We start from the raw sequence: 18972 nt of genomic DNA, 5'->3' as shown, positions 1-18972 counted from the left end.
TTTACCGAATCATTACCGCTTGTCGCTCAACCGTTCGAGGGCGGAAGTGTCCTGGCGCGAGCGGTCACCGGTGTACGAGCTGGGCGGACGGCGAGCTCCCGGCTTCTCTATCCTCACCGACATGACAGGCACACGGCATGACCCCGCCCCGCCCCCTCCACTGGAGGAGCTCCTGCCCTGCCCGTGCTGCGGCCACCGGACCCTCGGCGAGTTGTGGGCCTACGAGATCTGCCCGGTCTGCTACTGGGAGGAGGACCCCTCCCAGCTCCGTCACCCCACGTCCGGCGGCGGCCCCAACCACGGGCTGAGCCTGATCGAGGCGCAGGCCAACTACCGGCGGATCGGCGCGGTCACCGAGGAGATGCGGCGGCACGTACGGCCGCCACGGGACGACGAGCCGCTGGACCCGGGCTTCCGGCCCGCCGACCCGGACCGGGACCCGTTCGAGCGGGGTCCGGCCCACGAACCGATGCCCGACGACCTCACCGTCCTGTACTACTGGCGTCCCACGTACTGGCGGCGGCACCTCGGCTCCTGACCGGCGCCGAGCGCCGCTTAACCTCGTAGGCATGACCTCCCGCGCAGCGACCCGCCCCCTCGGCACGGTGACGCGCGGGACCACCAACCCCAACCGGCTGCGCCGCATGGACCGCTGGATCGCGGCCACGCACGGCGCCGAGCTGCGCCGCGCCGCCGACCCGGTGGCGGTCGACCTCGGGTACGGCGCCGCCCCCTGGACGGCCGTCGAGCTGCTGCAGCGACTGCGCACGGTCGCGCCCCGCGCGCGCGTGGTCGGCGTCGAGATCGACCCGGCCCGGGTCGCGGCAGCGCTGCCCTACGAGCGGGCGGGGCTCGCCTTCCGGCACGGCGGCTTCGAGATCCCGATCCCGCAGCGGCCCCTGCTCGTCCGCGCGGCGAACGTGCTGCGCCAGTACGACGAGGGCGAGGTCGCGGCCGTGTGGCGGCGGCTGTGCGGGCGGCTCGTACCGGCCGACCCGGCGACCGGGTCGCGCGGCGGGCTGCTGGTCGAGGGGACCTGCGACGAGATCGGGCGCCGGCACGTCTGGGTCGCGCTCGGGCCGGAGGGACCGCGCACGGTCACCTTCGCGACCCGGCTGGGCTCCCTGGAGCGCCCGTCCGACCTGGCGGAGCGCCTGCCGAAGGCGCTCATCCACCGCAACGTCCCGGGCGAGCCGGTGCACGCCTTCCTGCGCGACTTCGACCGCGCCTGGGCGGCCGCCGCGCCCTACGCCTCCTACGGCGCCCGGCAGCGCTGGATGCGCGCGATACGGGATCTGACCGCCGACTGGCCGGTGGCGGACGGACCGGCGCGCTGGCGGCAGGGCGAAGTGACGGTGCGCTGGGCGGCCTTGGCCCCGGGCGCCTGACAGCCCCCGCCCTCACAGGACCCGTTGGAACGATCTCTTTGAGTCGTTCGTCACACAGACGGGGAGATCGTCATGCCGGGGCATACCGGCACTGGAGTGGCGGGAAGTACTACCTCTGTCGCTTTGCGGGCCGACATGGCAGCATCCCCAAACGAACCACAAGTTACTGATGGTTAATCAGTTTGGGGGCTGAGGTATGGGTACGGGCAAGCGTGGCCTGATGGCGACCGCGGTGGCCGTGGTCTGCGCGGTCACGGTGCTGGCGGCACCGGGCACGGCGTTCGCGAACCCCACCCCCTCACCCACCCCCGGCGCCGGCGCGGCACTCGCACCCGCCAAGGACCTCGAGGCCGTCCGCAAGAAGCTCGACGGGCTCTACCGCGCCGCCGGCCGCGCCACCGACGAGTACAACGCCGCCGACGAGAAGGCGGACAAGCAGTCCGCCGAAGTCGTCGAGCTGGCCAAGAAGATCGTCAAGGGCCAGGAGAAGCTCAGGAAACTGAAGGACCGCGCGGGCGCCGCGGCCGCCGCCCAGTACCGCGGGGGCGGACTGCCACCCGAGGCCCACCTGGTGCTGAGCGACGACCCCCAGGACTTCCTCGACGGCGCGGGGCGGGTCCGCGAGGGCCACCACGCCACCAAGGGACTCCTCGGCGAACTGACCCGCACCCAGGAGGACTTGGAGCAGTACGCCAAGGACGCCGCCGCGCAGCTGAAGAAGCTGCAAGCGGGCCGCAAGGCCAAGGCCGCCGCCCAGAAGAAGATCGAGAAGCAGATCGCGCAGGCGGAGAAGCTCGAGTCCGCGCTGCAGAAGGAGGAGCAGGAGCGCCTCGCGGAGCTGGAGAAGGAGGCCGCGAACCGGGCGCAGACCGCCTGGCTCGGCTCCGGCATTCTCGAAGAGATCAACGGCAAGGCCTCCGAGCAGGGCAAGAAGGCCGTGAAGTACGCCACGGCCCAGATCGGCAAGCCGTACCAGTGGGGCGCCGAGGGCCCCAGGACCTACGACTGCTCGGGGCTGACGTCGCAGGCGTGGCTGTCCGCGGGGCACGGCATCCCCCGCACCTCACAGGAGCAGTGGAAGCGGCTGCGGCACATCGACATCCAGGACATGCGCCCCGGCGACCTCATCATCTACTTCGACGACGCCAGCCATGTCGCCATGTACATCGGCGACGGGTCGATCGTGCACGCGCCGCGCCCCGGGCGGACCGTGACGATCGCGGGCGCCGGAACCATGCCCATCCTCGGGGTCGTACGGCCGGACGCCGGCACGGGCACCCACTGAACGCGGACGGCGGCACGGACGCCGGCTGAACGCGGACGGCGGCCGGGGGACGTACGCAGGGCTGCGGAGGGCCGCACACCCAACAGCGGGGTCCCGCACACCGGATATCGGACATCCTCGGTGACCTGTCCCACGTGACCCACCGCACGCCTCGCCACGGGCCAACCGTGCGCTGACGTGACGTTCGTCATCCCTGCAGCATCTCCGAGCTGTCCAACTGCGGGGCATATCGCGGCATATGACACAGGCCGGTGGCACAGCGGCGTGGCTCACACCATTCCAATGCGGCGCCGACACCCGCTATGGTCCCGCTCGGTGGGTCGAGGTCCCTCGCCCCACCATGCCCTCGGGGGGAGGGAAGGAACCCAAGACGATGCCCGTACCCATACCGCGGCAGAGAGCGATCCCGGCCGCGGAGAGTGGTCAGGCGCAGGCCGCGTCCCCGCGCGGCGGCTCGGCCGAGGAGCCCGTGAAGGACGCCTCGCCCGCCGGCCGCACGCCGGACACCGCCGGGAACACCACGGACAAGGTGGAGAACAACACCGCCCACACCAACCTGACGCTGCTGCTGATCGAGGACGATCCGGCCGGTTCGCCGATCGTGCCGGACATGCTCGACCAGGCAGGCAAGCCGATCCGCGTCCGCACGGCCCGCAACCTGACGGAGGCCGGCCGGCTGCTGACCGACGACGTCCACTGCATCCTGCTGGACCTGGCGCTGCCCGCGCCGGGCCACAGCGACTCCGCGGACGAGCTCGCCGTGCTCCGGCACGTGCTGGAGCTCGCACCCCGGCACGCCGTCCTGGCGCTGACCGCGTCCGGTGACGCCGAGCGCGGCGCCGAGGCGGTGCGGGTGGGCGCCCAGGACTACCTCTTCCGCGACGAGCTGGACGGCAGGCTGCTGAGCCGGGCGATCCGCTACGCGGTGGAGCGCAAGCGTTCCGAGTCGGCGGAGCGCCGGCTCGCCGAGGGCCGACTGCGGGCGCAGGAGAACCGCCGCCTGGAGCGCGGTCTGCTGCCCACGCCGCTGCTGGAGGGCTCCTCGCTGCGGTTCGCCGCCCGCTACCGCCCGGGCCGCTCGCGCGCACTGCTCGGCGGCGACTTCTACGACGTCGTGCGCACGCCGGACGGCACGGTGCACGCCATGATCGGCGACGTCTGCGGGCACGGCCCGGACGAGGCCGCGCTCGGCGTGGAGCTGCGGATCGCGTGGCGGGCGCTGACGCTGGCGGGCCTGTGCGGCGACCAGCTGCTGGGCACGCTCCAGCAGGTCCTGGAACACGAGCGGGCCGACGACGAGATCTTCGCGACCCTGTGCACGGTCGACATCGCGCCGGACGGCCGGCGCGCCGGGCTGTGCCTGGCGGGTCACCCGTCGCCGCTGCTGGCCCGCCCGGGCAAGCCGGCCCGCCTGCTGCCGTACGACAACAACGGACCGGCCCTCGGCATGCTCCCCGGTGCCCGCTGGCCGCGGATGCAGGTGGAGCTGGGCGCCGAGTGGAGCCTGATGCTCTACACCGACGGCCTGATCGAGGGCCGCATAGGCCAGGGCCGGGAGCGGCTCGGCCAGGACGGCATGACGGAGATGATCCGCCGCCAGTTCGCCGAGGGCCTGCGGGGCGAGCAGCTGCTGGGGGCGGCGGTGAACGAGGTACGCCGACTCAACGGCGGCGAGCTGACGGACGACGTGGCGGTCCTGCTGCTGGACCGGGTGCCGTAGCCCGGGCCTGCAGCTCCGGGAGCCCTGAGCCTCGGCCCTGCCAGACGGGGTGCCGTAGCCCCGGCCCTACGGGACCGGGTGCGGTGGCTCCGGGCCTGCTGCTCCGGGAGCCCTACCGGCCGCCGTTCCACGGGCCGTAGGGGCCGTCGCTGCTGGAGCCGCGCCGGCTGCGGCCGCCGCCCGGCAGGGCCCGGATGGCGGGACGCACGTCGACCATGTACACGATCGTCGCGATGAGGCCGATGATCGGCAGGAACGACAGGATCGAGAAGAGCAGGTTCACCACGAGGGCGAGCCCCAGGATGATCAGCCAGAAGGGCTTGGTCTTCTTGTCGGCCGCGCGGTAGGCGTCCTCCCGGCGCACCGCCGCGTCAAGCAGCGCGAATGCGCAGAAAACGGTCAGGGCCACGTTCAGAAGCCACATAAACCCTTGGAAGCCCTGCATCAGCACAACGTCCACCACCTGACTCGGCTCGTCCTACGCGGTCACCGTACCCGTACAACGGGCCGGGCACCCCTAGGGTGCCCGGCCCGTTCGGCCTCTCCGCCGTACTACTTCGCGGGCGGGGTGGTCTTCTTGGCGGTGGTGGTGGCCTTGCGCGCCGGGGCCTTCTTGGCGGCGGGGGCCTTCTTGGCCTGGGCGGCGGCGGCCGGCTTCACCGGCTCCTCCTTGACCTGGACCGGCTGCGGCTTCGGCTTCGGCTTCGGCTCGACGGCCACGGCCAGCTCCTCGACGCCCTCGGCGACGTCCTCGATGCTGTCGGCGGCCTCGCCGCGCCAGGTCCGGACGGCCTGCTCGCCGTGCTCGGCGACCTTCTCGTAGGTCTCACGGGCCTTGACGGCGTACTCGGCGGCCACGCCGACCCCGCGCAGCGCGAAGTCCTGGGCGCTCTCGCCGAACTTCTTCAGGTCCGAGTCGATCGTGCTGCCGAGCTTCTTGATGTCGACGTCGATGGAGCCGATGAACTGCGTGACCTTGGTCTGCAGGGTCTCCTGCGTCTCCTTGACGCGCGCGGAGGCCTCCTTGGCCCGGGCCGACGCCTTCTCCTGGACGGCCTTGGTGTCGGTGTTGCGTACGGCGTCGATCCGCGCGGGAGCCTCGGAGCGCAGCTGCTCCACCAGGGCCGGCACCTTCTTGGCCTGCTGAAGGGCGAGGTCGGCGGTGCCTGCGGCGAAGTAGAGCGGGGTGGGGTTGCTGAAGGTCTTGCGCAGGTCGTCGGTGATGGCCATGGTGATGGTCCTCCCGGATTCTGTGTCGCTTGAGGGTTCGGCTGAGGGTTGTGTGATCCGCGGCGGGCGGCCCATGCCCTGGTCCGGCTCAGCCGGCCGTCTGCTGCGGATCGGTGTCGCTGCCGCCGGTGCTCTTGCGGGTGCGGCGGGTGGCGGTCGTACCGCCGTCGTTCGTGCTGTCGCTGCGTACGGCGCTCTTGCGGCTGCGGCGCCGGGCCGGCTGACCGCCGTCGGCCGGGCCGGCGTTGGGTATCCCGGTGCCGGAGGCGCCCCCGTCGACGCTCACCGCCCCGTCGGCGGTGACGACACCGACGACGCCGGCACCGCCCGAGGCATCCGCACGGTCCGAGGCCTGCGAGCCGTCCGGGCCGTCGCCGCTCCCGAACCCGTTCTCCTTGCGGAAGGACTCGTAGATCTGCAGCAGCACCTGCTTCTGCCGCTCGTGCAGCGTCGGGTCGGCGAGGATGACGGCACGCGTCTCCACATCGTCCCGATCACGCTCGGCGTCGAGGATGCCGGCCCGGACGTACAGCGTCTCGGCGGAGATCCGCAGCGCCTTGGCGACCTGCTGCAGCACCTCCGCGCTCGGCTTGCGCAGCCCGCGCTCGATCTGGCTGAGATACGGATTGGACACCCCGGCGGCGTCGGCGAGCTGTCGCAACGACAGCTGCGCAGTGCGCCGCTGCTCGCGCAGATAGTCACCGAGATTGCCGACGTTGAGCGATGCCATGCCTCCACAGTGCAACACCCCGCTAACTATTGCAAGCACCCGCTTGCAAAAGTGCGCCACAGCACTCGGTTGCCACCCGCTGCCCGCTCTTGCCGGCTGTCCGTTCCCAGTGGAAGTGAGCGGTTCCCGCGCTATCCGAGTCGCCGCGCGAGCAGACGATCGTGCGGTGGCCGCCGGCGTCGGCGAAGGCCTGCAGCACCGCGATGCAGGCGGCTCGGGCGAAGCCAAGGCGGCGGTGATCGGGGGGTGCCGACGGGTTCGAGGGCCAAGTACGGTGACTCGGCATGATCGAGTCCGAGATTGAGATCAGCGAGGATCTGGTCCGCGACCTGCTTCGGGAGCAGCATCCGGACCTGGCCGAGCTGCCCATCCGCGAGGTGGCGGGCGGCTGGGGAAACCAAATGTGGCGCCTGGGTGACGAGTTGGCCGTCCGGATGCAGCGGATGGACACGAGCCCCGATCTCCAGCTCAAGGAGCGCCGGTGGCTGCCGACTCTGGCCTCGCGCCTGCCGCTGCCGATTCCTGTCCCCCTGCGGGACGGTGCGCCGTCCGAGCGCTTCCCCAAGATCTGGACCGTCATGACATGGGTCGAGGGCACGCCGCTGGACCATGGCTCGATCACTCGCGGCGACCACGCGGCCGAGACGCTGTCGGGCTTCCTCAGGGCGCTGCACGTGGAGGCGCCCGCCGACGCACCGACCGCTTCGGACTTCGGCGCTCACCCCAAGGACTGCGCGGACGGCTTCGAGCACTTCTTCCAGGACGTCGCCCCTGTCGACCTCGCCGACGAGATCCGTGACGTCTGGGGTGAAGCGGTGGCGGCCCCGGGGTGGGAGGGCCCGCCGGTGTGGGTGCACGGCGACCTGCATCCGGCGAACGTCGTCGTCGCGGACGGGACCCTGGCGGGTGTCGTCGACTTCGGCGCGCTGGTCGCCGGCGACCCGGCGTGGGACCTCGCGGCCGCCTGGCTGCTCCTCCCCGCGGGTGGCGCCTCACGGTTCTTCGACAGCTACGCGCAGGCGGACGAGGCAGCGGTGCGACGGGCACGCGGACTGGCCGCGATGAGGAGCCTGTTCCTGATGGCGATGGGCCAAGCCGGGGATCGCGGCCTGCCCGGAGGCAAGCCGAACTGGGGGCCCGCAGGCCGGTCCGCACTCGATCGTGTCCTGAGGGGCCTTTGACGTCGGGCATGGATCGACTGGGCCTCCCCGGCGGCCATGTACGCGCCGACAGGAATCGATGCCGCCCGGCCGGTGCGACCGCGGTCTGAGAATCTCGGCGACGGTGCGGGCTGTCTCGGTGCCGGCGCGCTTACCGTCAGGACGGCTGGACGTGATCGAACACGGCGAGGGCTTCGGCGGGGTCCGGGCTCATGAGGCGTTCCAGACCGTCCGTCGTGATCTTCGCCCATCTGCCTGCCCGTGCCCACATCTGTTCCTCGAAGGCGCGGACGGCCTCGTCCAGATCTCCAGGGCCGGTGGCGATGGACTCGGCAAGTTCGGCGCCCTCCAGCATCGCGAGGTTCGCGCCCGCCCCCAACGGGGGCATCAGATGGGCGGCATCGCCCAGTAGCGTCACCCCGGGGACGTGGGTCCAGGTGTGGGACACGGGCAGGACGTAGAGGGGGCGGTGAACGAAAGCGGTGCCGTGGCGCAGGAGGTCGAGGACGGGAGCGGCCCAGCCGTCGAACAGAGCCAGCAGGCTCGATCGCACGGCCTCGACGTCGGCCAGGTCCAGGTTCGTGTGCCAGTCCAGCGGCGCGCGGAACTTGGCGTACACCTTGACGTGGCCGCCGCTGTTGCGTTGGGCGACGAGAGCTCGGTTCACCCCGTACACAGCCATGGAACCGTCGCCGATCAGCCGGGCGAGGTCGGGATGGCGGGTGTCGACGTCGTCCAGCGAGGTCTCGACATGGGTGACGCCGGTGTAGTGCGGCGTCACCGGCGAGACCGCCGGGCGCGTCCGGGACCAGGCGCCGTCCGCGCCGACCACCAGGTCGAACGTCTCCTGTCGCCCGTCCGCGAAATGGACGAGTACGCCGTCCCGGGCCCCCGGCACCACCTGCGTCACGCCCCGGCCCCACTGGACGTCGAGAGAACCGAGCAGCAGGTCACGGAGTTGTCCGCGGTCGATCTCGGGATTGGCCTGCTCATCCGGGCGGGGTTGCCAGTCGCGCAGGACGGTCCCGTCCGTGTCCAGGATGCGCATGGCCTGCCCCTCGGGGCGGGACAGCGCCCGGAACTCCGCCAGCAGCCCCGCCTTGTCGAGCGCGAGCTGGCCCATCCCTTCGTGCAGGTCCAGCGTGCCGCCCGGGGGGCGGGCGTCGGGGGCGGGATCGCGTTCGAGGACGGTGACGGGGTGGTCATGGCGGTGCAGGACGCGGGCGAAGGTGAGGCCGGCGGGACCACCGCCGACCACTGCGATGCGAGGCCTCATGGCGATACACTGTATTTCTCATATACGGCGTATCGCAACGGTACGGTGTGAGCATGACTGTCTGGGACCGGCCGGAGCCGCCGACTCGCCCCGTACCGCTCGACCGGGAGCGGATTGTCGCCGCCGCCATCGCACTGGCCGACGAGGGCGGACTGGAGGCGGTGTCGGTCCGCAAGGTCGCGGCCCGCCTGGACGCCGGTCCGATGCGGCTGTACAGATACATCTCCACCAAGGAGGAGCTGTTCGACCTCATGGTGGACGAGGTCCAGGCCGAGATCCTCCCCGAGGAGCAGCCCGGTGACTGGCGGGAGGCGCTGCGCATCCTCGCCCACCGCACCAGGCAGGCCACCCTCCGTCACGAATGGCTGGCCGACCTGCTCGGCGGCCGCCCGGCCCTGGGTCCGAACGGCCTCGCCGTGACCGAGGCCACGCTGGCCGCCTTCGACGGCCTCACCGATGTCGACACCGTCATGCGCGCCGTGGAGACTGTCAGCGCCTACTTCATTGGCGCGATCAGGCGCGAGATCGCGAACCTGCGGGCCGAGCGCGCCACGGGCCTGTCCAAACACGACTGGCAGCGCGCCCACGGTCCGCATGTGACGAGAATGCTGGCCACCGGCCGCTTCCCGGCGCTGGCCAAGGCCGTGTACGACGGCACGGACGTGGACGCCGAGACATCCTTCGCGACCGGCCTGGACTGGGTCCTCGACGCCGTGGCCGCCAAACTCACCCGGCCGCCGGCGTGACGCTCAGCTGGTGAGAGAGGGGATCGCGCCGGACTGGGACTGCCCGGACCTTCGTGATGTCACGTCGTTCCGGCTCCTCCGGATACGCGTCCTTACCCGGTCATGATCTCCGTCATCAGAGCACCGCCTGCAGACTCCGTCCGGGAAACTGTGGCGGTGGACGCGACCGAAGAGACCTCCAGCCGACAGCTACCCCCGCCTCCGAGACCTGCTCTGCCGGACATGGTCGCAGCACGCCGTCGCGGACTGACTGAGGCCGTCGAGGCCCGCTGGGAGTCCCTACGGCTCAGCTGGCGGTGGAGACAGGAAATACATCAGGTCCGCTCGCCCGGGCGCCCGTATCCGGGCATCGTTCCGCTGTTGGAGGCTGCCGCCGCCCAACCACGACTCCGGCGGCTGTACCCGTTCACCAGCCACTTCACCCTGCTCTTCAGCAGCTCCATCAGCTACCCCTGGAGCATGCAGGCCGGATCGATCGAGCCCCTGCACAACGGACGCTTCAAGGTTCGCCGACGCTCTCCCTCCGCCGTGATCGGCGAGGTCGACACCGCCGAAGAAGCCGTGACCCTTGTGCTTGAACTCCTACCCGACGACTCCGATCCCGCCGTCACTGCATCCGCCGACGAACACGCATGACAACGTCAGGCGCTGACGCTGCCTCACCTTCAGCGGTACCGCGCAAAGTCCCACGGGGCGTTCGACGTCAGCCGGGGATGCTAGAAACCCGGGACGTTGCGTACATTCCGCTCACTGACGTCGGGCAGGAAACGCGCCACGGTGACGAAATCGGCATCGTCGTGCAGGACGATCAGTCCATGATGCGCGGCGGTCGCGCAGATCATCAGGTCGAGCGGCCCGGCCGCACCGAGGGCGCCCTTCTCGGCGAGGGCGTACTGGGCTGTGTCGACCCAGTCCCACAACCTCCTGGGAAGAGGCACGTCGGGGTACAGATCGGTGAACATTTCCCCCATGGCCTCGTACTCCGCGGCGTTGCGCGCCGAGCGCCGGAACTCGGCTCGCTGGGCGGCGCACGACCCGATGGCGCGGAGCGTGGTGGTCTCCAGCCATGCGTCCCGCAACTGCTCCTCACGCAGGAGGCGCCACAGCCCGGAGGAGTCGAGCAGGTAGTGGATCACACGCCACCTTGCTTGTCCTCGACGCGGCGCTGCTGCCAGCCTTCGTAATCCCACTGCTGGGCGGCGTGGAAGTGCTTCGCTACGAGCGCGGCCCGCTCATGGCGTTCGGCGTACTCACGAAGGGCGGCATTGACCACGTCTTTCTTGGTCCCACCGCCGGCGACACGCATGGCCTTCTCCAGCGCGTCGTCATCAAGGTCGATCGTCGTCACGCTCATACTGGACTCCTTTATTCAAGGGCAACATCCAGTGTATATATCCGCAGGGTGCATGCTCGGCCCAATCACCGACCCGCTCAAGCCGCGCTCCACTGGCGGCGACAGAAGAGGTCGCCCCCGTACGGACTGGATGCCGGCCGCTCGGCTCCTGCCTTCCCCTTGGACGTCCCCGGCCCTGACCGATGACGGGTTGGCACGTCCTGGCGCGGCACGGCCATCGCATCAGCGGAAGGCGGCGCCATGATCCGACGCCCATTGCCGGAACGGCCTGGCCGCGGTCCCGGTGACCCGGGGAACGGTGTCGTGCACCTTCAGGAGTTCCCCATTGAGGTCCCCGCCCATCAGATCGAGGACCGCGTCCGCTGTCTCCTCCCCCAGGAAGGACGCCATCTGCCGGTGGGCCTCCTCCCTGCTGATCTCGACACAGGCCACCTCGCGCCCCAACGCCGCCGCTATGGCTGCGACTTGCTGTCGGACCGTTACGCGTTCCGGCCCGGTCAGCGCATAGGTCCGCCCTCGGTGGCCCGGCTCGGTCAGCGCCGCACGGGCCACCGCCGCGATGTCCGCAGGGTGGATGGTGGGGAGACCGGTGTCCGCGTACGGCGCTCGGACCACGCCCTGATCGCGGATCGACTGCGCCCACCACAGGGTGTTGGAGGCGAACTGCGTCGGCCGCAGGATGGTCCAGGCCATGCCGCTGTCCTTGAGCACCTGCTCGACAGCCTGGTTCTCGCGGGCCGCGGGCAGATGCGGATGAGTCTGCACCGTGATCGACGACACGAGCACCACGTGCTCGACGCCTGCCTGCCGGGCAGCCGCCAGGACCTCCGCTTCCGCCCCCATGCCGGACAACAGGAACAGCGAGCGCGCTCCCTCCAACGGGGCTTTCAGAGACTCGGCCTGCGCCAGATCGCCCTCGACGGCTGCGATCCCTTCGGGGAACGAGGCCCGTCGCACATCACGAGTCAGACCTCGCACGGGCGCGGCGCCGGCCAGGTGCAACTCCCGCAGCAGGGCACTTCCGATGTTCCCGGTCGCGCCGGTCACGAGGATCATCGTCATCTCTTCCTGTCGTCAGCCGGTGATCACGTGCACGGCACGCTAAGACCTCAACTTCACTTGAGGTCAAGGATCAAGATCAGCAGGTCGACGGAGACGGAACACCTCGGCCAGAACGCCTCCGGCCCGCCGCTCAGGCCTGGAACGAGTGCAGTGCGGCCACCACGAGGGTCTGTTCGGGCTCGACCGCAGCCCGCGGCCTCGGACCACCGAGGTGTAACCGGACCTGGGGGGCGGTCTGCAGCTCGATGAACCCGGCACGGTCGCTGTCGTGCGCCTTGCGCAGCCGGAGGCGGGGCGTGGTGATCTCCGTGGCGGACAGGGTGGGTGAGGTGGCCACCGTGGCCGGACCCGGCGTGTCCGATGTGTTCGACGTGTTCGGTGTCTTCTGCGTCTTCGACGAGGTCATGGATCTCATCCTGGCCGAGCCGCGGCCCGTAGGCCGGGGACCCCTTCCCGGCCTGCGGGCCGACCTCCTCATTCAGGCCCGTCGAGCCCCCCGACGATGCAGAAGGGGTGCCCCGCCGGATCCGTGAGCACCCGCCATCTCCCCGCGTTCGGCTGATACTCCGGCTTGCCGGCGCCCAGCTCCAGCAGACGTGCCTCCGTCTCATCCAGGTCCGCGGCCCGGAAACAGCAGTGCATCTGCTGGGGAACGGCGGGGTCGGGCCAGCTGGGAGGCCGGTGGTGGTCGATCCGCTGGAAGGCGAGGGAGAGGCCGTTCTCACCGTCCAGCGCGGCGAAGTCGGCGTCCGACCTCGGATGCAGTTCCAGTCCGGTGGCCTGCTGGTAGAACGCCGCCAGGGCGAGTGGATCGGCACAGTCCAGGGTGATCGCGCTCAACCTCATCCGGCCGGCACCTCCTGGCAGTCCGCCCGGGCGGGTCGGCTCAGCAGGGGAAGCAGGCACGGGGGAGTCCTTCCGGCACTGGACGGCAGGGCGGCCACCATCAAATCAGTGGACGGGCCGGACCTGCCATCGGTTTGATCCGCGTCATGACGACTTCGCGGCAAGCCCTGGTCCGGGCCGCCGCCCGGAACAACGCCGAGTGGTGTGCGGCGATGTGCCGGGCGCACGGGATGACGGGCCACTTCGGGGCCGACGCCTGGGCCGCCCCGGTGCGAACGCCGCTCCACTACCCCGACGCCGTGACGCTGTTGCCGGACGCCGACCCCGACGCGCTCACCGCCCGGATCGACACGTCCTCACCCGGCGCCTCGGTCAAGGACAGCTTCGCCGATCTCTGACGATCTGAGGATCCTCAACACGTCGGATGAAGGTGTAGGTCATCCAGCCGTGCCCGTTGTCGAAGAGGAGGATGCGGGGCCCCTTCGGCCTGCTGGACTCAAGCGGCCGGACCTTCATGCCCTTGGGAAGATCAGCGTCAGCCTCGATGCCTCGGAAGTAGAGGTCCGTTGCCGTGACCGATTCCGCCCGCGCGGCGTCGACCGTCTTCCGCACGTTCTCCGGCAGGGTGTCGCGGGCAGCCTGGGCCTTGAGCGTCCAGTCCATCTGCCACGGCGGACCCATGAATCCGTCGTCGGTCACTGGCCGGGCTCCAGTCGCCGCACCTGGTATCGGATATTGGATGCCTCTTCGAGGAGCGCCTTGGCCTCGGTGATGTCGGTGGCCTCCGCCGCACGGTGTTCGAGGTCGGTCACGTGGGCGTCGAGCTTCGGCTCGCGGGCGATCGCGTACTGACCCCACCAGCGGGCCATGAACGCGGGCACCGTGCTGATGTCGTACGCGTCGGCGACAGCCCACTTCCAGTGCTCGTCAAAGTCGGCAAGGAGCTGGGGGGCGTGCTCCACGATCGCCTCGCGCAGGGCCTTCGGGGTCCGCTCGGGCATGGGCGGGACACTCGGTGTCGGTTCGGCGGCGTGGGCAGTCATAGCCGGTGAACTCGTTCGACGCGTCGTGGTTACGACCATAGCCCGCTCGTTACGTTATGCGTGACCTGCCGGTGAGCGCCTTCGTCCGCTTTGGTGCCCTCAGTGTCCGGCACCTGCACCGGCACCGGCACGCGCATCCCTCGGGACTCGGCGACCCGCAGCGCGTCGGTGAGGCACTCGGCGAGGCGGAGGCCGGCGAAGCGGACCTCCGTGTACGGCGAGTCCGGGTCGTCCAGCACCTTGCGGGCGAGGCCCAACACGTCCGTGCCGGTGGCGAGCTGGACGGCTTCCAGCTCGTCGGCGAGACGGGAGAGGTAGCCGCCGTTGTCGTCGGTCATCAGGTAGCAGGGATTGCCTTCTTCGGACAGCCAGGGCAGAAGCCGGGGCGGTGCCTGACCGGTGGGGCGTTCCATCAGGCGGCCACCTTCCGCGTGCCGATCAGGTGCTGGTGGAGATCGATCCCGAAGTCGGCGGCGAGCACGAGGGCCAGGCGGCGGCGTTCCTGGAGGGCAGCCTCGCTTTCGTGGGCGGCAAGATAGGGGCGGACGAGGGGGGAGGCGGCCCCGTCGAGAGGACCGTGCAGGCCGTACGGGGAGCGGTGACGGGGGAGCTGCGGCGGCAGGGCCGTCGAGGGGCAGCTGACGAGGCTGAGGTGCACGTGGGGGAAGAGGTGCCGTCGGGGGCGGCACCGACGCCGTTTCCCGGTGCCGGGGGCGAAGAGGAGGCGCAGCCATTGGAGGGCGCGGGGGATAAGGTCGTGCATGTCGACGCTCCTGGTAAGCGTTGGCCGTGCCCCGGGAGGTCTAGCCACCTCGCCGGGGTTTGTCGTTTCGACCATACCGGCAACTGCGTCCCCCTGCACACCCTTGCGTTCCTCTGCGTCCCACCGCGGTGGGACGCGTTCTGCCTCTGCGATCTGCGTAGGGCTGCGGCACGGTGGAGGAATGACGGAGCTTCCGCGCTACGAGTACGTGAAACTCGCCGACGCCATCGCCACGGACATCGCGTCCGGCAAGTTGCCGCAAGGGGCCGCGCTGCCGGGTGAGCGCGCCATGACCGATCTGTACCGCGTGAGCATCGGCACGGTGCGACGCGCCGTCGTCGAACTCCGGAAACGCGGGCTCGTCGCCACTCTGCCCGCGAAGGGGACCTACGTCATCGGGATGCCTGAGGCAGCCGGTGGAGCCTCCGGAGACAGCGGGCCGAACGACTGAAGACCCCACCCCCCCTCGGCCCGTCCCGCTACTCCGGCTTGTACGCCAGGAACGTCCCCGCCCGCCGTTTCGACCCGCCCTCGGGTTCCTGCACCACGCGCGTCGTGACCACCAGCCCGGCCCGGGTGAGCAGTTCCGCGATCCGGTCGGGCGGCAGCAGGTGTGACTCGTAGGACACCGGATGGTCGCCGTACGCCCGCGTCGGGCGCAGGTGCTCGCCGTTGCCCACATGGCCCGCCAGCATCAGCCGGCCCCCGGGCGCGAGGGTGCGGTGGAACTCGGCGAAGACGGTCGGCAGCCACTGCGGCGGGGTGTGGTGGGTGACGTAGTACGCCAGGATGCCGCCGAGTTCGCCGCTGCCGATCTCCAGCGCGGTCAGCGTGCCGACGGTGAAGCGGAGCTCCGGGTAGGCCGCCCGGGCCAGTTCGATCATCTTCGGCGACACGTCCACGCCGAACACCGGCACTCCCAGGGCGGCCAGGTGTGCCGTCACCTTGCCGGGGCCACAGCCCAGGTCTGCGACCGGCCCGAGAGGCGCCGCGAGTTCGGCGAAGGCGGCCAGCATCGCGCGGGACACCGGGTCCAACTCGGCCGGTTCCTTGACGCGTCGGACGTACTCGGCGGCGACGGTGTCGTAGGACTCGCGGACGGCGGTGACGTACGAGGGCTCGGTCATGCCGCGAAGGTAGGTGACGGCACTGACACCCCCGTACCGGACGGTGGAGACACGCCCCCCTACTCCGACGCCAGTACGTCGGCTTACTCCCGCTGCCAGACGCCCGCGCCGCCCCTCCCCCGGCACGGTGACAGTGTGAAGCCGAACCGGAAACTCAGTCGCCGCGCCCGCCGGGCCGTGCTGGTCGTCCATGTCACCGCCTCCGCGGGCTGGCTCGGGCTCTCGCTCGGGCTGCTCGCGCTCGGGACCACCGCGGCCACCACCGGGGCCCCCGTGACCGTGGAGGCGTCCGTGCGGGCCATGAAGCTCTTCGCCGACTGGCTCCTGATCCCCGTCGCCCTGCTCACGCTCCTCAGCGGTCTGGTGCTGTCGCTGGGCACGGTGTGGGGCCTGGCCAGGTACCGGTGGGTGTACACGAAGTTCTGGCTGACCCTCGCCACGACCACCGCCACGGTGTTCGTCCTGCGCCCCGCCGTGAACTCCGCGGTCACCGCCGTCGCCGCGGGCGGGCCGCTGCCGGACGCCGGTGACGTGCTGTTCGGGCCGGTCGTGTCGCTGTCCGCCTACGTGTTCATGACGGTGATCTCCGTCCTGAAGCCCTGGGGAAGGACCCGGCGAGGCAAAGCATCGCGCTCATTTGCCTAAAGCATTTAGGAAGATGCACACTCTCTTCAGGCAGAAGGGAGAGTCTTCATGGCACGCGTGGGACTGACGCCGGAGCGGCTGACCGAGGCCGGTGCGGAACTCGCCGACGAGGTCGGCTTCGACCAGGTCACCGTCTCGGCGCTCGCGCGGCGGTTCGACGTCAAGGTCGCGAGCCTGTACTCGCACGTGCGCAACTCCCAGGACCTCAAGACCAGGATCGCCCTGCTCGCCCTCACCGAACTCGCCGACCGCGCCGCCGACGCCCTGGCCGGACGGGCCGGCAAGGACGCCCTGTCCGCCCTCGCGAACGTGTACCGCGACTACGCGCGGGAACACCCCGGCCGCTACGCCGCGGCCCAGCTGCGACTCGACCCGCAGACGGCGGCCGCGAGCGCCGGCGTCCGGCACGCGCAGATGACCCGGGCACTGCTGCGCGGCTACGACCTGACGGAACCGGACCAGACCCACGCGGTGCGACTCCTCGGCAGCGTCTTCCACGGCTACGTCAGCCTGGAGCTCGGCGGCGGTTTCAGCCACAGCGCCCCGGACACCGAGGAGACCTGGGCCCGGATCCTCGACGCCCTCGACACGCTGCTGCGGAACTGGCCCGCGGCCCCCACCGACCCCCGAGGCTGACACCCATGCACACCGATCACGACTGGATCACCACGCCCCTCACGGCGGACCTGCTGCGCGGCGCCCTCGACGTGGAGCGCACCGAGCACGGCCTGCTCCCCCACCGCCTGCCCGCCCGGGCCCGCGCGCAGAACACCAACGCGCAGCTGGCGATGGCCGAGGCCCAGCCCTCCGGCGTACGGCTGGTGTTCCGGACCGCCGCGACCGCCGTCGAGCTGGACACCCTGCGCACCAAGCGCGACTACACCGGCTTCCCCTCGCGCCCGGACGGGCTGTACGACCTGCTCGTAGACGGCAGCCCGGCCGGCCAGGCCACCGGGACCGACGGCAACGTCCTGACCGTCGACCTGGCCACCTGGGAGAGCGAACTCACGTCCGGCCCGGTCGGCACGGTCCGCTTCACGGGCCTGCCCGCGCGGGACAAGGACGTCGAGATCTGGCTGCCGCACAACGAGACCACCGAGCTCGTCGCCCTGCGCACGGACGCCCCCGTGGTGCCCGCGCCGGACCGGGGACGCCGGGTGTGGCTGCACCACGGCAGCTCGATCAGCCACGGCTCCGACGCCGCGAGCCCCACGGCCATCTGGCCCGCGATCGCCGCGCTGCGGGGCGGTGTGGAGCTGGTCAACCTCGGCTTCGGCGGCAGCGCGATGCTCGACCCGTTCACCGCGCGTGCCATGCGGGACACCCCGGCCGACCTGATCAGCGTCAAGATGGGCATCAACATCGTCAACACCGACGCGATGCGGCTGCGCGCGTTCGGGCCCGCCGTGCACGGCTTCCTCGACACGATCCGGGAGGGGCATCCGGACACCCCGCTGCTGCTCGTCTCCCCCATCCACTGCGCCATCCACGAGGACACACCCGGCCCCACCGCCCCGGACCGCGAAGAGATCGGCAAGGGCCGCCTGGTCTTCTCCGCCATGGGAGACCCGGCGGAGACGCCCCTGGGCAAACTGACCCTCACGGTCATCCGCGAGGAGCTGTCGCGCATCGTCCAACAGCGCGCCGCCGAGGACCCGAACCTGCACTACCTGGACGGCCTCGACCTCTACGGCGAGAAGGAGGCCGACGCCCACCCCCTGCCCGACCACGTCCACCCGGACGCCGCCACCCACCGCCACATCGGCGACCGCTTCCACGCACTGGCCTTCGGGGACGGAGGCCCCTTCGCCACGGCGTAGCGACCGACGGGCCGGGAGAGGCCGACCGGCGCAGACCGGCGGGGGCAGGCCGAGCAGCGCAGCCGGCCGAGGCAGGCCGAGCAGCGCAGGCCGGCCGAGGCAGGCCGAGCGGCGCAGGCCGGCCAGGGCAGATCGACCGGGCAGGGTGTCAGCCCTCGAAGCCCTGGTCCGTCAGGATCCCGTCGATGCGGGCGCGGTGGGCCGTCTCCCAGTCGTCCAGGGACTCCGCGGCCTCCTTGGCCAGCTTGGCCCGGGCCGCGGCCAGGACCTCCTCGCGCCGGGCCCCGGGGACGACCACGACACCCTCCTCGTCGGCGACGACCGTGTCGCCCGCCTCGACCTCGACCCCGCCGCAGCGCACCCGCTCGTTCAGCGGACGTGCGGCCGACTTCGTACCGGGGATGGGGATGACACCGCGGGCGAACACCGGGAAGCGCAGGTCCCTGACCTCGGCGAGGTCGCGGATCAGCCCGTCGGCGACGAACGCGGAGATGCCGCGGCGCCGGGCGACGGCGCACACGTTGCCACCGGCCAGGGCGTAGTCCAGGTCGCCCGACTCCACGACGACGACGGAACCGGGCCCGGCCCGGTGGATCGCGGCGTGCAGCATCAGGTTGTCGCCGGGAGGGCACCGTACGGTGAAGGCCGGTCCGGCCACCCGCGGCACCGGCCCCCACAACGGCCGGATCCCGATGTCCATGACCTGTCCGCGGCCGAGCAGATCGGCCAGGGTGGTCGTGGGTATGTCCGTGAACGCGTCTACGTCGGTCATGGCAC

26 protein-coding genes and 1 pseudogene are annotated in these 18972 nt (G+C 71.0%); 12 read left to right on the top strand and 15 right to left on the bottom strand.

Annotated elements, in window-relative coordinates; translation table 11 throughout:
• Positions 1-121: 121 nt before the first annotated feature.
• From AB0B29_RS09035 to AB0B29_RS09020, 4 genes are all read left to right on the top strand, one after another.
• A complete protein-coding gene (locus AB0B29_RS09035; RefSeq protein ID WP_362235976.1) occupies positions 122-538 on the top strand; it encodes a CPCC family cysteine-rich protein in 417 nt (138 codons plus the stop codon).
• Between the two features lie 31 nt (positions 539-569).
• Positions 570-1388, top strand: coding sequence for a class I SAM-dependent methyltransferase (locus AB0B29_RS09030; protein ID WP_362235973.1), 819 nt, complete (start codon positions 570-572; stop codon positions 1386-1388).
• Positions 1389-1584: 196 nt separating this feature from the next.
• Positions 1585-2673, top strand: a complete 1089-nt coding sequence (locus AB0B29_RS09025; RefSeq protein WP_362235970.1) for a C40 family peptidase — start codon at positions 1585-1587, stop codon at positions 2671-2673.
• 373 nt (positions 2674-3046) lie between these two features.
• The gene (locus tag AB0B29_RS09020) at positions 3047-4393 is read left to right on the top strand and encodes a PP2C family protein-serine/threonine phosphatase (RefSeq protein ID WP_362235968.1); all 1347 of its coding nucleotides are present in this window, start codon (positions 3047-3049) and stop codon (positions 4391-4393) included.
• Positions 4394-4505: 112 nt separating this feature from the next.
• Here the strand turns inward: AB0B29_RS09020 and AB0B29_RS09015 are convergent, their stop codons facing one another.
• The 3 genes from AB0B29_RS09015 to AB0B29_RS09005 all read right to left on the bottom strand — a co-directional run bounded on the left by AB0B29_RS09015 (position 4506) and on the right by AB0B29_RS09005 (position 6353).
• Complete coding sequence (locus tag AB0B29_RS09015; RefSeq protein ID WP_362237212.1) at positions 4506-4838, bottom strand: DUF2516 family protein; 333 nt, start codon at positions 4836-4838, stop codon at positions 4506-4508.
• 107 nt (positions 4839-4945) lie between these two features.
• Positions 4946-5623: a hypothetical protein gene (locus AB0B29_RS09010; RefSeq protein ID WP_362235965.1), complete on the bottom strand. Its 678-nt coding sequence runs from the start codon at positions 5621-5623 to the stop codon at positions 4946-4948.
• 88 nt (positions 5624-5711) lie between these two features.
• Positions 5712-6353, bottom strand: a complete 642-nt coding sequence (locus AB0B29_RS09005; RefSeq protein ID WP_362235962.1) for a helix-turn-helix domain-containing protein — start codon at positions 6351-6353, stop codon at positions 5712-5714.
• A gap of 284 nt (positions 6354-6637) precedes the next feature.
• Here AB0B29_RS09005 and AB0B29_RS09000 point away from each other — a divergent pair, with 284 nt between their 5' ends.
• Complete coding sequence (locus tag AB0B29_RS09000) at positions 6638-7534, top strand: aminoglycoside phosphotransferase family protein (RefSeq protein WP_362235960.1); 897 nt, start codon at positions 6638-6640, stop codon at positions 7532-7534.
• A gap of 136 nt (positions 7535-7670) precedes the next feature.
• Here the strand turns inward: AB0B29_RS09000 and AB0B29_RS08995 are convergent, their stop codons facing one another.
• Positions 7671-8789, bottom strand: coding sequence for an FAD-dependent oxidoreductase (locus AB0B29_RS08995; protein WP_362235957.1), 1119 nt, complete (start codon positions 8787-8789; stop codon positions 7671-7673).
• A gap of 53 nt (positions 8790-8842) precedes the next feature.
• Here AB0B29_RS08995 and AB0B29_RS08990 point away from each other — a divergent pair, with 53 nt between their 5' ends.
• The gene (locus AB0B29_RS08990; RefSeq protein WP_362235955.1) at positions 8843-9535 is read left to right on the top strand and encodes a TetR/AcrR family transcriptional regulator; all 693 of its coding nucleotides are present in this window, start codon (positions 8843-8845) and stop codon (positions 9533-9535) included.
• A gap of 222 nt (positions 9536-9757) precedes the next feature.
• A complete protein-coding gene (locus AB0B29_RS08985; RefSeq protein ID WP_362235953.1) occupies positions 9758-10171 on the top strand; it encodes a DUF6193 family natural product biosynthesis protein in 414 nt (137 codons plus the stop codon).
• An 80-nt stretch (positions 10172-10251) separates the two neighbouring features.
• On the opposite strand, the gene AB0B29_RS08980 is transcribed toward AB0B29_RS08985, so the two are convergent.
• The 5 genes from AB0B29_RS08980 to AB0B29_RS08960 form a co-directional block, all read right to left on the bottom strand.
• A complete protein-coding gene (locus AB0B29_RS08980) occupies positions 10252-10671 on the bottom strand; it encodes a PIN domain-containing protein (RefSeq protein ID WP_362235951.1) in 420 nt (139 codons plus the stop codon).
• On the bottom strand, positions 10668-10889 hold the full coding sequence (locus tag AB0B29_RS08975) for a type II toxin-antitoxin system VapB family antitoxin (protein WP_017945933.1): 222 nt from the start codon (positions 10887-10889) through the stop codon (positions 10668-10670). The genes AB0B29_RS08980 and AB0B29_RS08975 overlap by 4 nt, the downstream gene beginning before the upstream one ends.
• 222 nt (positions 10890-11111) lie before the next feature.
• The gene (locus AB0B29_RS08970) at positions 11112-11945 is read right to left on the bottom strand and encodes an NAD(P)H-binding protein (RefSeq protein ID WP_362235948.1); all 834 of its coding nucleotides are present in this window, start codon (positions 11943-11945) and stop codon (positions 11112-11114) included.
• Between the two features lie 136 nt (positions 11946-12081).
• Positions 12082-12357, bottom strand: coding sequence for a hypothetical protein (locus AB0B29_RS08965; RefSeq protein ID WP_362235945.1), 276 nt, complete (start codon positions 12355-12357; stop codon positions 12082-12084).
• 68 nt (positions 12358-12425) lie between these two features.
• Positions 12426-12797 (bottom strand): VOC family protein, encoded by a 372-nt coding sequence (locus AB0B29_RS08960; protein WP_362235942.1) that lies wholly within the window; start codon positions 12795-12797, stop codon positions 12426-12428.
• A 146-nt stretch (positions 12798-12943) separates the two neighbouring features.
• Here AB0B29_RS08960 and AB0B29_RS08955 point away from each other — a divergent pair.
• A pseudogene (locus AB0B29_RS08955) lies at positions 12944-13192 on the top strand (hypothetical protein); the annotation flags it as partial.
• Here the strand turns inward: AB0B29_RS08955 and AB0B29_RS08950 are convergent.
• From AB0B29_RS08950 to AB0B29_RS08935, 4 genes are all read right to left on the bottom strand, one after another.
• Positions 13170-13496, bottom strand: coding sequence for a hypothetical protein (locus AB0B29_RS08950; protein ID WP_362235940.1), 327 nt, complete (start codon positions 13494-13496; stop codon positions 13170-13172). The pseudogene AB0B29_RS08955 and the gene AB0B29_RS08950 sit on opposite strands and share 23 nt — an antisense overlap.
• Positions 13493-13798 (bottom strand): hypothetical protein, encoded by a 306-nt coding sequence (locus AB0B29_RS08945; RefSeq protein WP_362235938.1) that lies wholly within the window; start codon positions 13796-13798, stop codon positions 13493-13495. Before AB0B29_RS08945 ends, AB0B29_RS08950 begins: the two co-directional genes overlap by 4 nt.
• 71 nt (positions 13799-13869) lie before the next feature.
• The gene (locus AB0B29_RS08940) at positions 13870-14253 is read right to left on the bottom strand and encodes a hypothetical protein (protein WP_362235936.1); all 384 of its coding nucleotides are present in this window, start codon (positions 14251-14253) and stop codon (positions 13870-13872) included.
• Positions 14253-14603 (bottom strand): hypothetical protein, encoded by a 351-nt coding sequence (locus AB0B29_RS08935; RefSeq protein WP_362235933.1) that lies wholly within the window; start codon positions 14601-14603, stop codon positions 14253-14255. Before AB0B29_RS08935 ends, AB0B29_RS08940 begins: the two co-directional genes overlap by 1 nt.
• Positions 14604-14784: 181 nt before the next feature.
• On the opposite strand from AB0B29_RS08935, the gene AB0B29_RS08930 reads away from it, so the two are divergent.
• Positions 14785-15054 (top strand): winged helix-turn-helix domain-containing protein, encoded by a 270-nt coding sequence (locus AB0B29_RS08930; protein WP_362235930.1) that lies wholly within the window; start codon positions 14785-14787, stop codon positions 15052-15054.
• 28 nt (positions 15055-15082) lie between these two features.
• On the opposite strand, the gene AB0B29_RS08925 is transcribed toward AB0B29_RS08930, so the two are convergent.
• A complete protein-coding gene (locus AB0B29_RS08925; RefSeq protein ID WP_362235927.1) occupies positions 15083-15730 on the bottom strand; it encodes a class I SAM-dependent methyltransferase in 648 nt (215 codons plus the stop codon).
• A gap of 135 nt (positions 15731-15865) precedes the next feature.
• Between AB0B29_RS08925 and AB0B29_RS08920 the strand changes: the two genes are divergently transcribed.
• Genes AB0B29_RS08920 through AB0B29_RS08910 form a run of 3 tightly spaced genes read left to right on the top strand, consistent with a single transcriptional unit; the run spans position 15866 to position 18195 of the window.
• The gene (locus tag AB0B29_RS08920; RefSeq protein ID WP_362235925.1) at positions 15866-16375 is read left to right on the top strand and encodes a DUF2269 domain-containing protein; all 510 of its coding nucleotides are present in this window, start codon (positions 15866-15868) and stop codon (positions 16373-16375) included.
• A 48-nt stretch (positions 16376-16423) separates the two neighbouring features.
• A complete protein-coding gene (locus AB0B29_RS08915; RefSeq protein ID WP_362235922.1) occupies positions 16424-17011 on the top strand; it encodes a TetR/AcrR family transcriptional regulator in 588 nt (195 codons plus the stop codon).
• A gap of 5 nt (positions 17012-17016) precedes the next feature.
• The gene (locus tag AB0B29_RS08910; protein WP_362235919.1) at positions 17017-18195 is read left to right on the top strand and encodes a GDSL-type esterase/lipase family protein; all 1179 of its coding nucleotides are present in this window, start codon (positions 17017-17019) and stop codon (positions 18193-18195) included.
• A 148-nt stretch (positions 18196-18343) separates the two neighbouring features.
• Here AB0B29_RS08910 and AB0B29_RS08905 read toward each other — a convergent pair whose 3' ends face one another.
• Entirely contained in the window at positions 18344-18967 is a 624-nt protein-coding gene (locus AB0B29_RS08905) for an RraA family protein (RefSeq protein WP_362235916.1), read from the bottom strand.
• Positions 18968-18972: the final 5 nt, after the last annotated feature.

Origin of the sequence: Streptomyces tibetensis, from assembly GCF_040647715.1 — a bacterium.
GTDB lineage: Bacteria > Actinomycetota > Actinomycetes > Streptomycetales > Streptomycetaceae > Streptomyces > Streptomyces tibetensis_A.
Note: the sequence above shows the minus strand (reverse complement) of the source record. Positions and strands in the feature narration are given on the sequence as shown.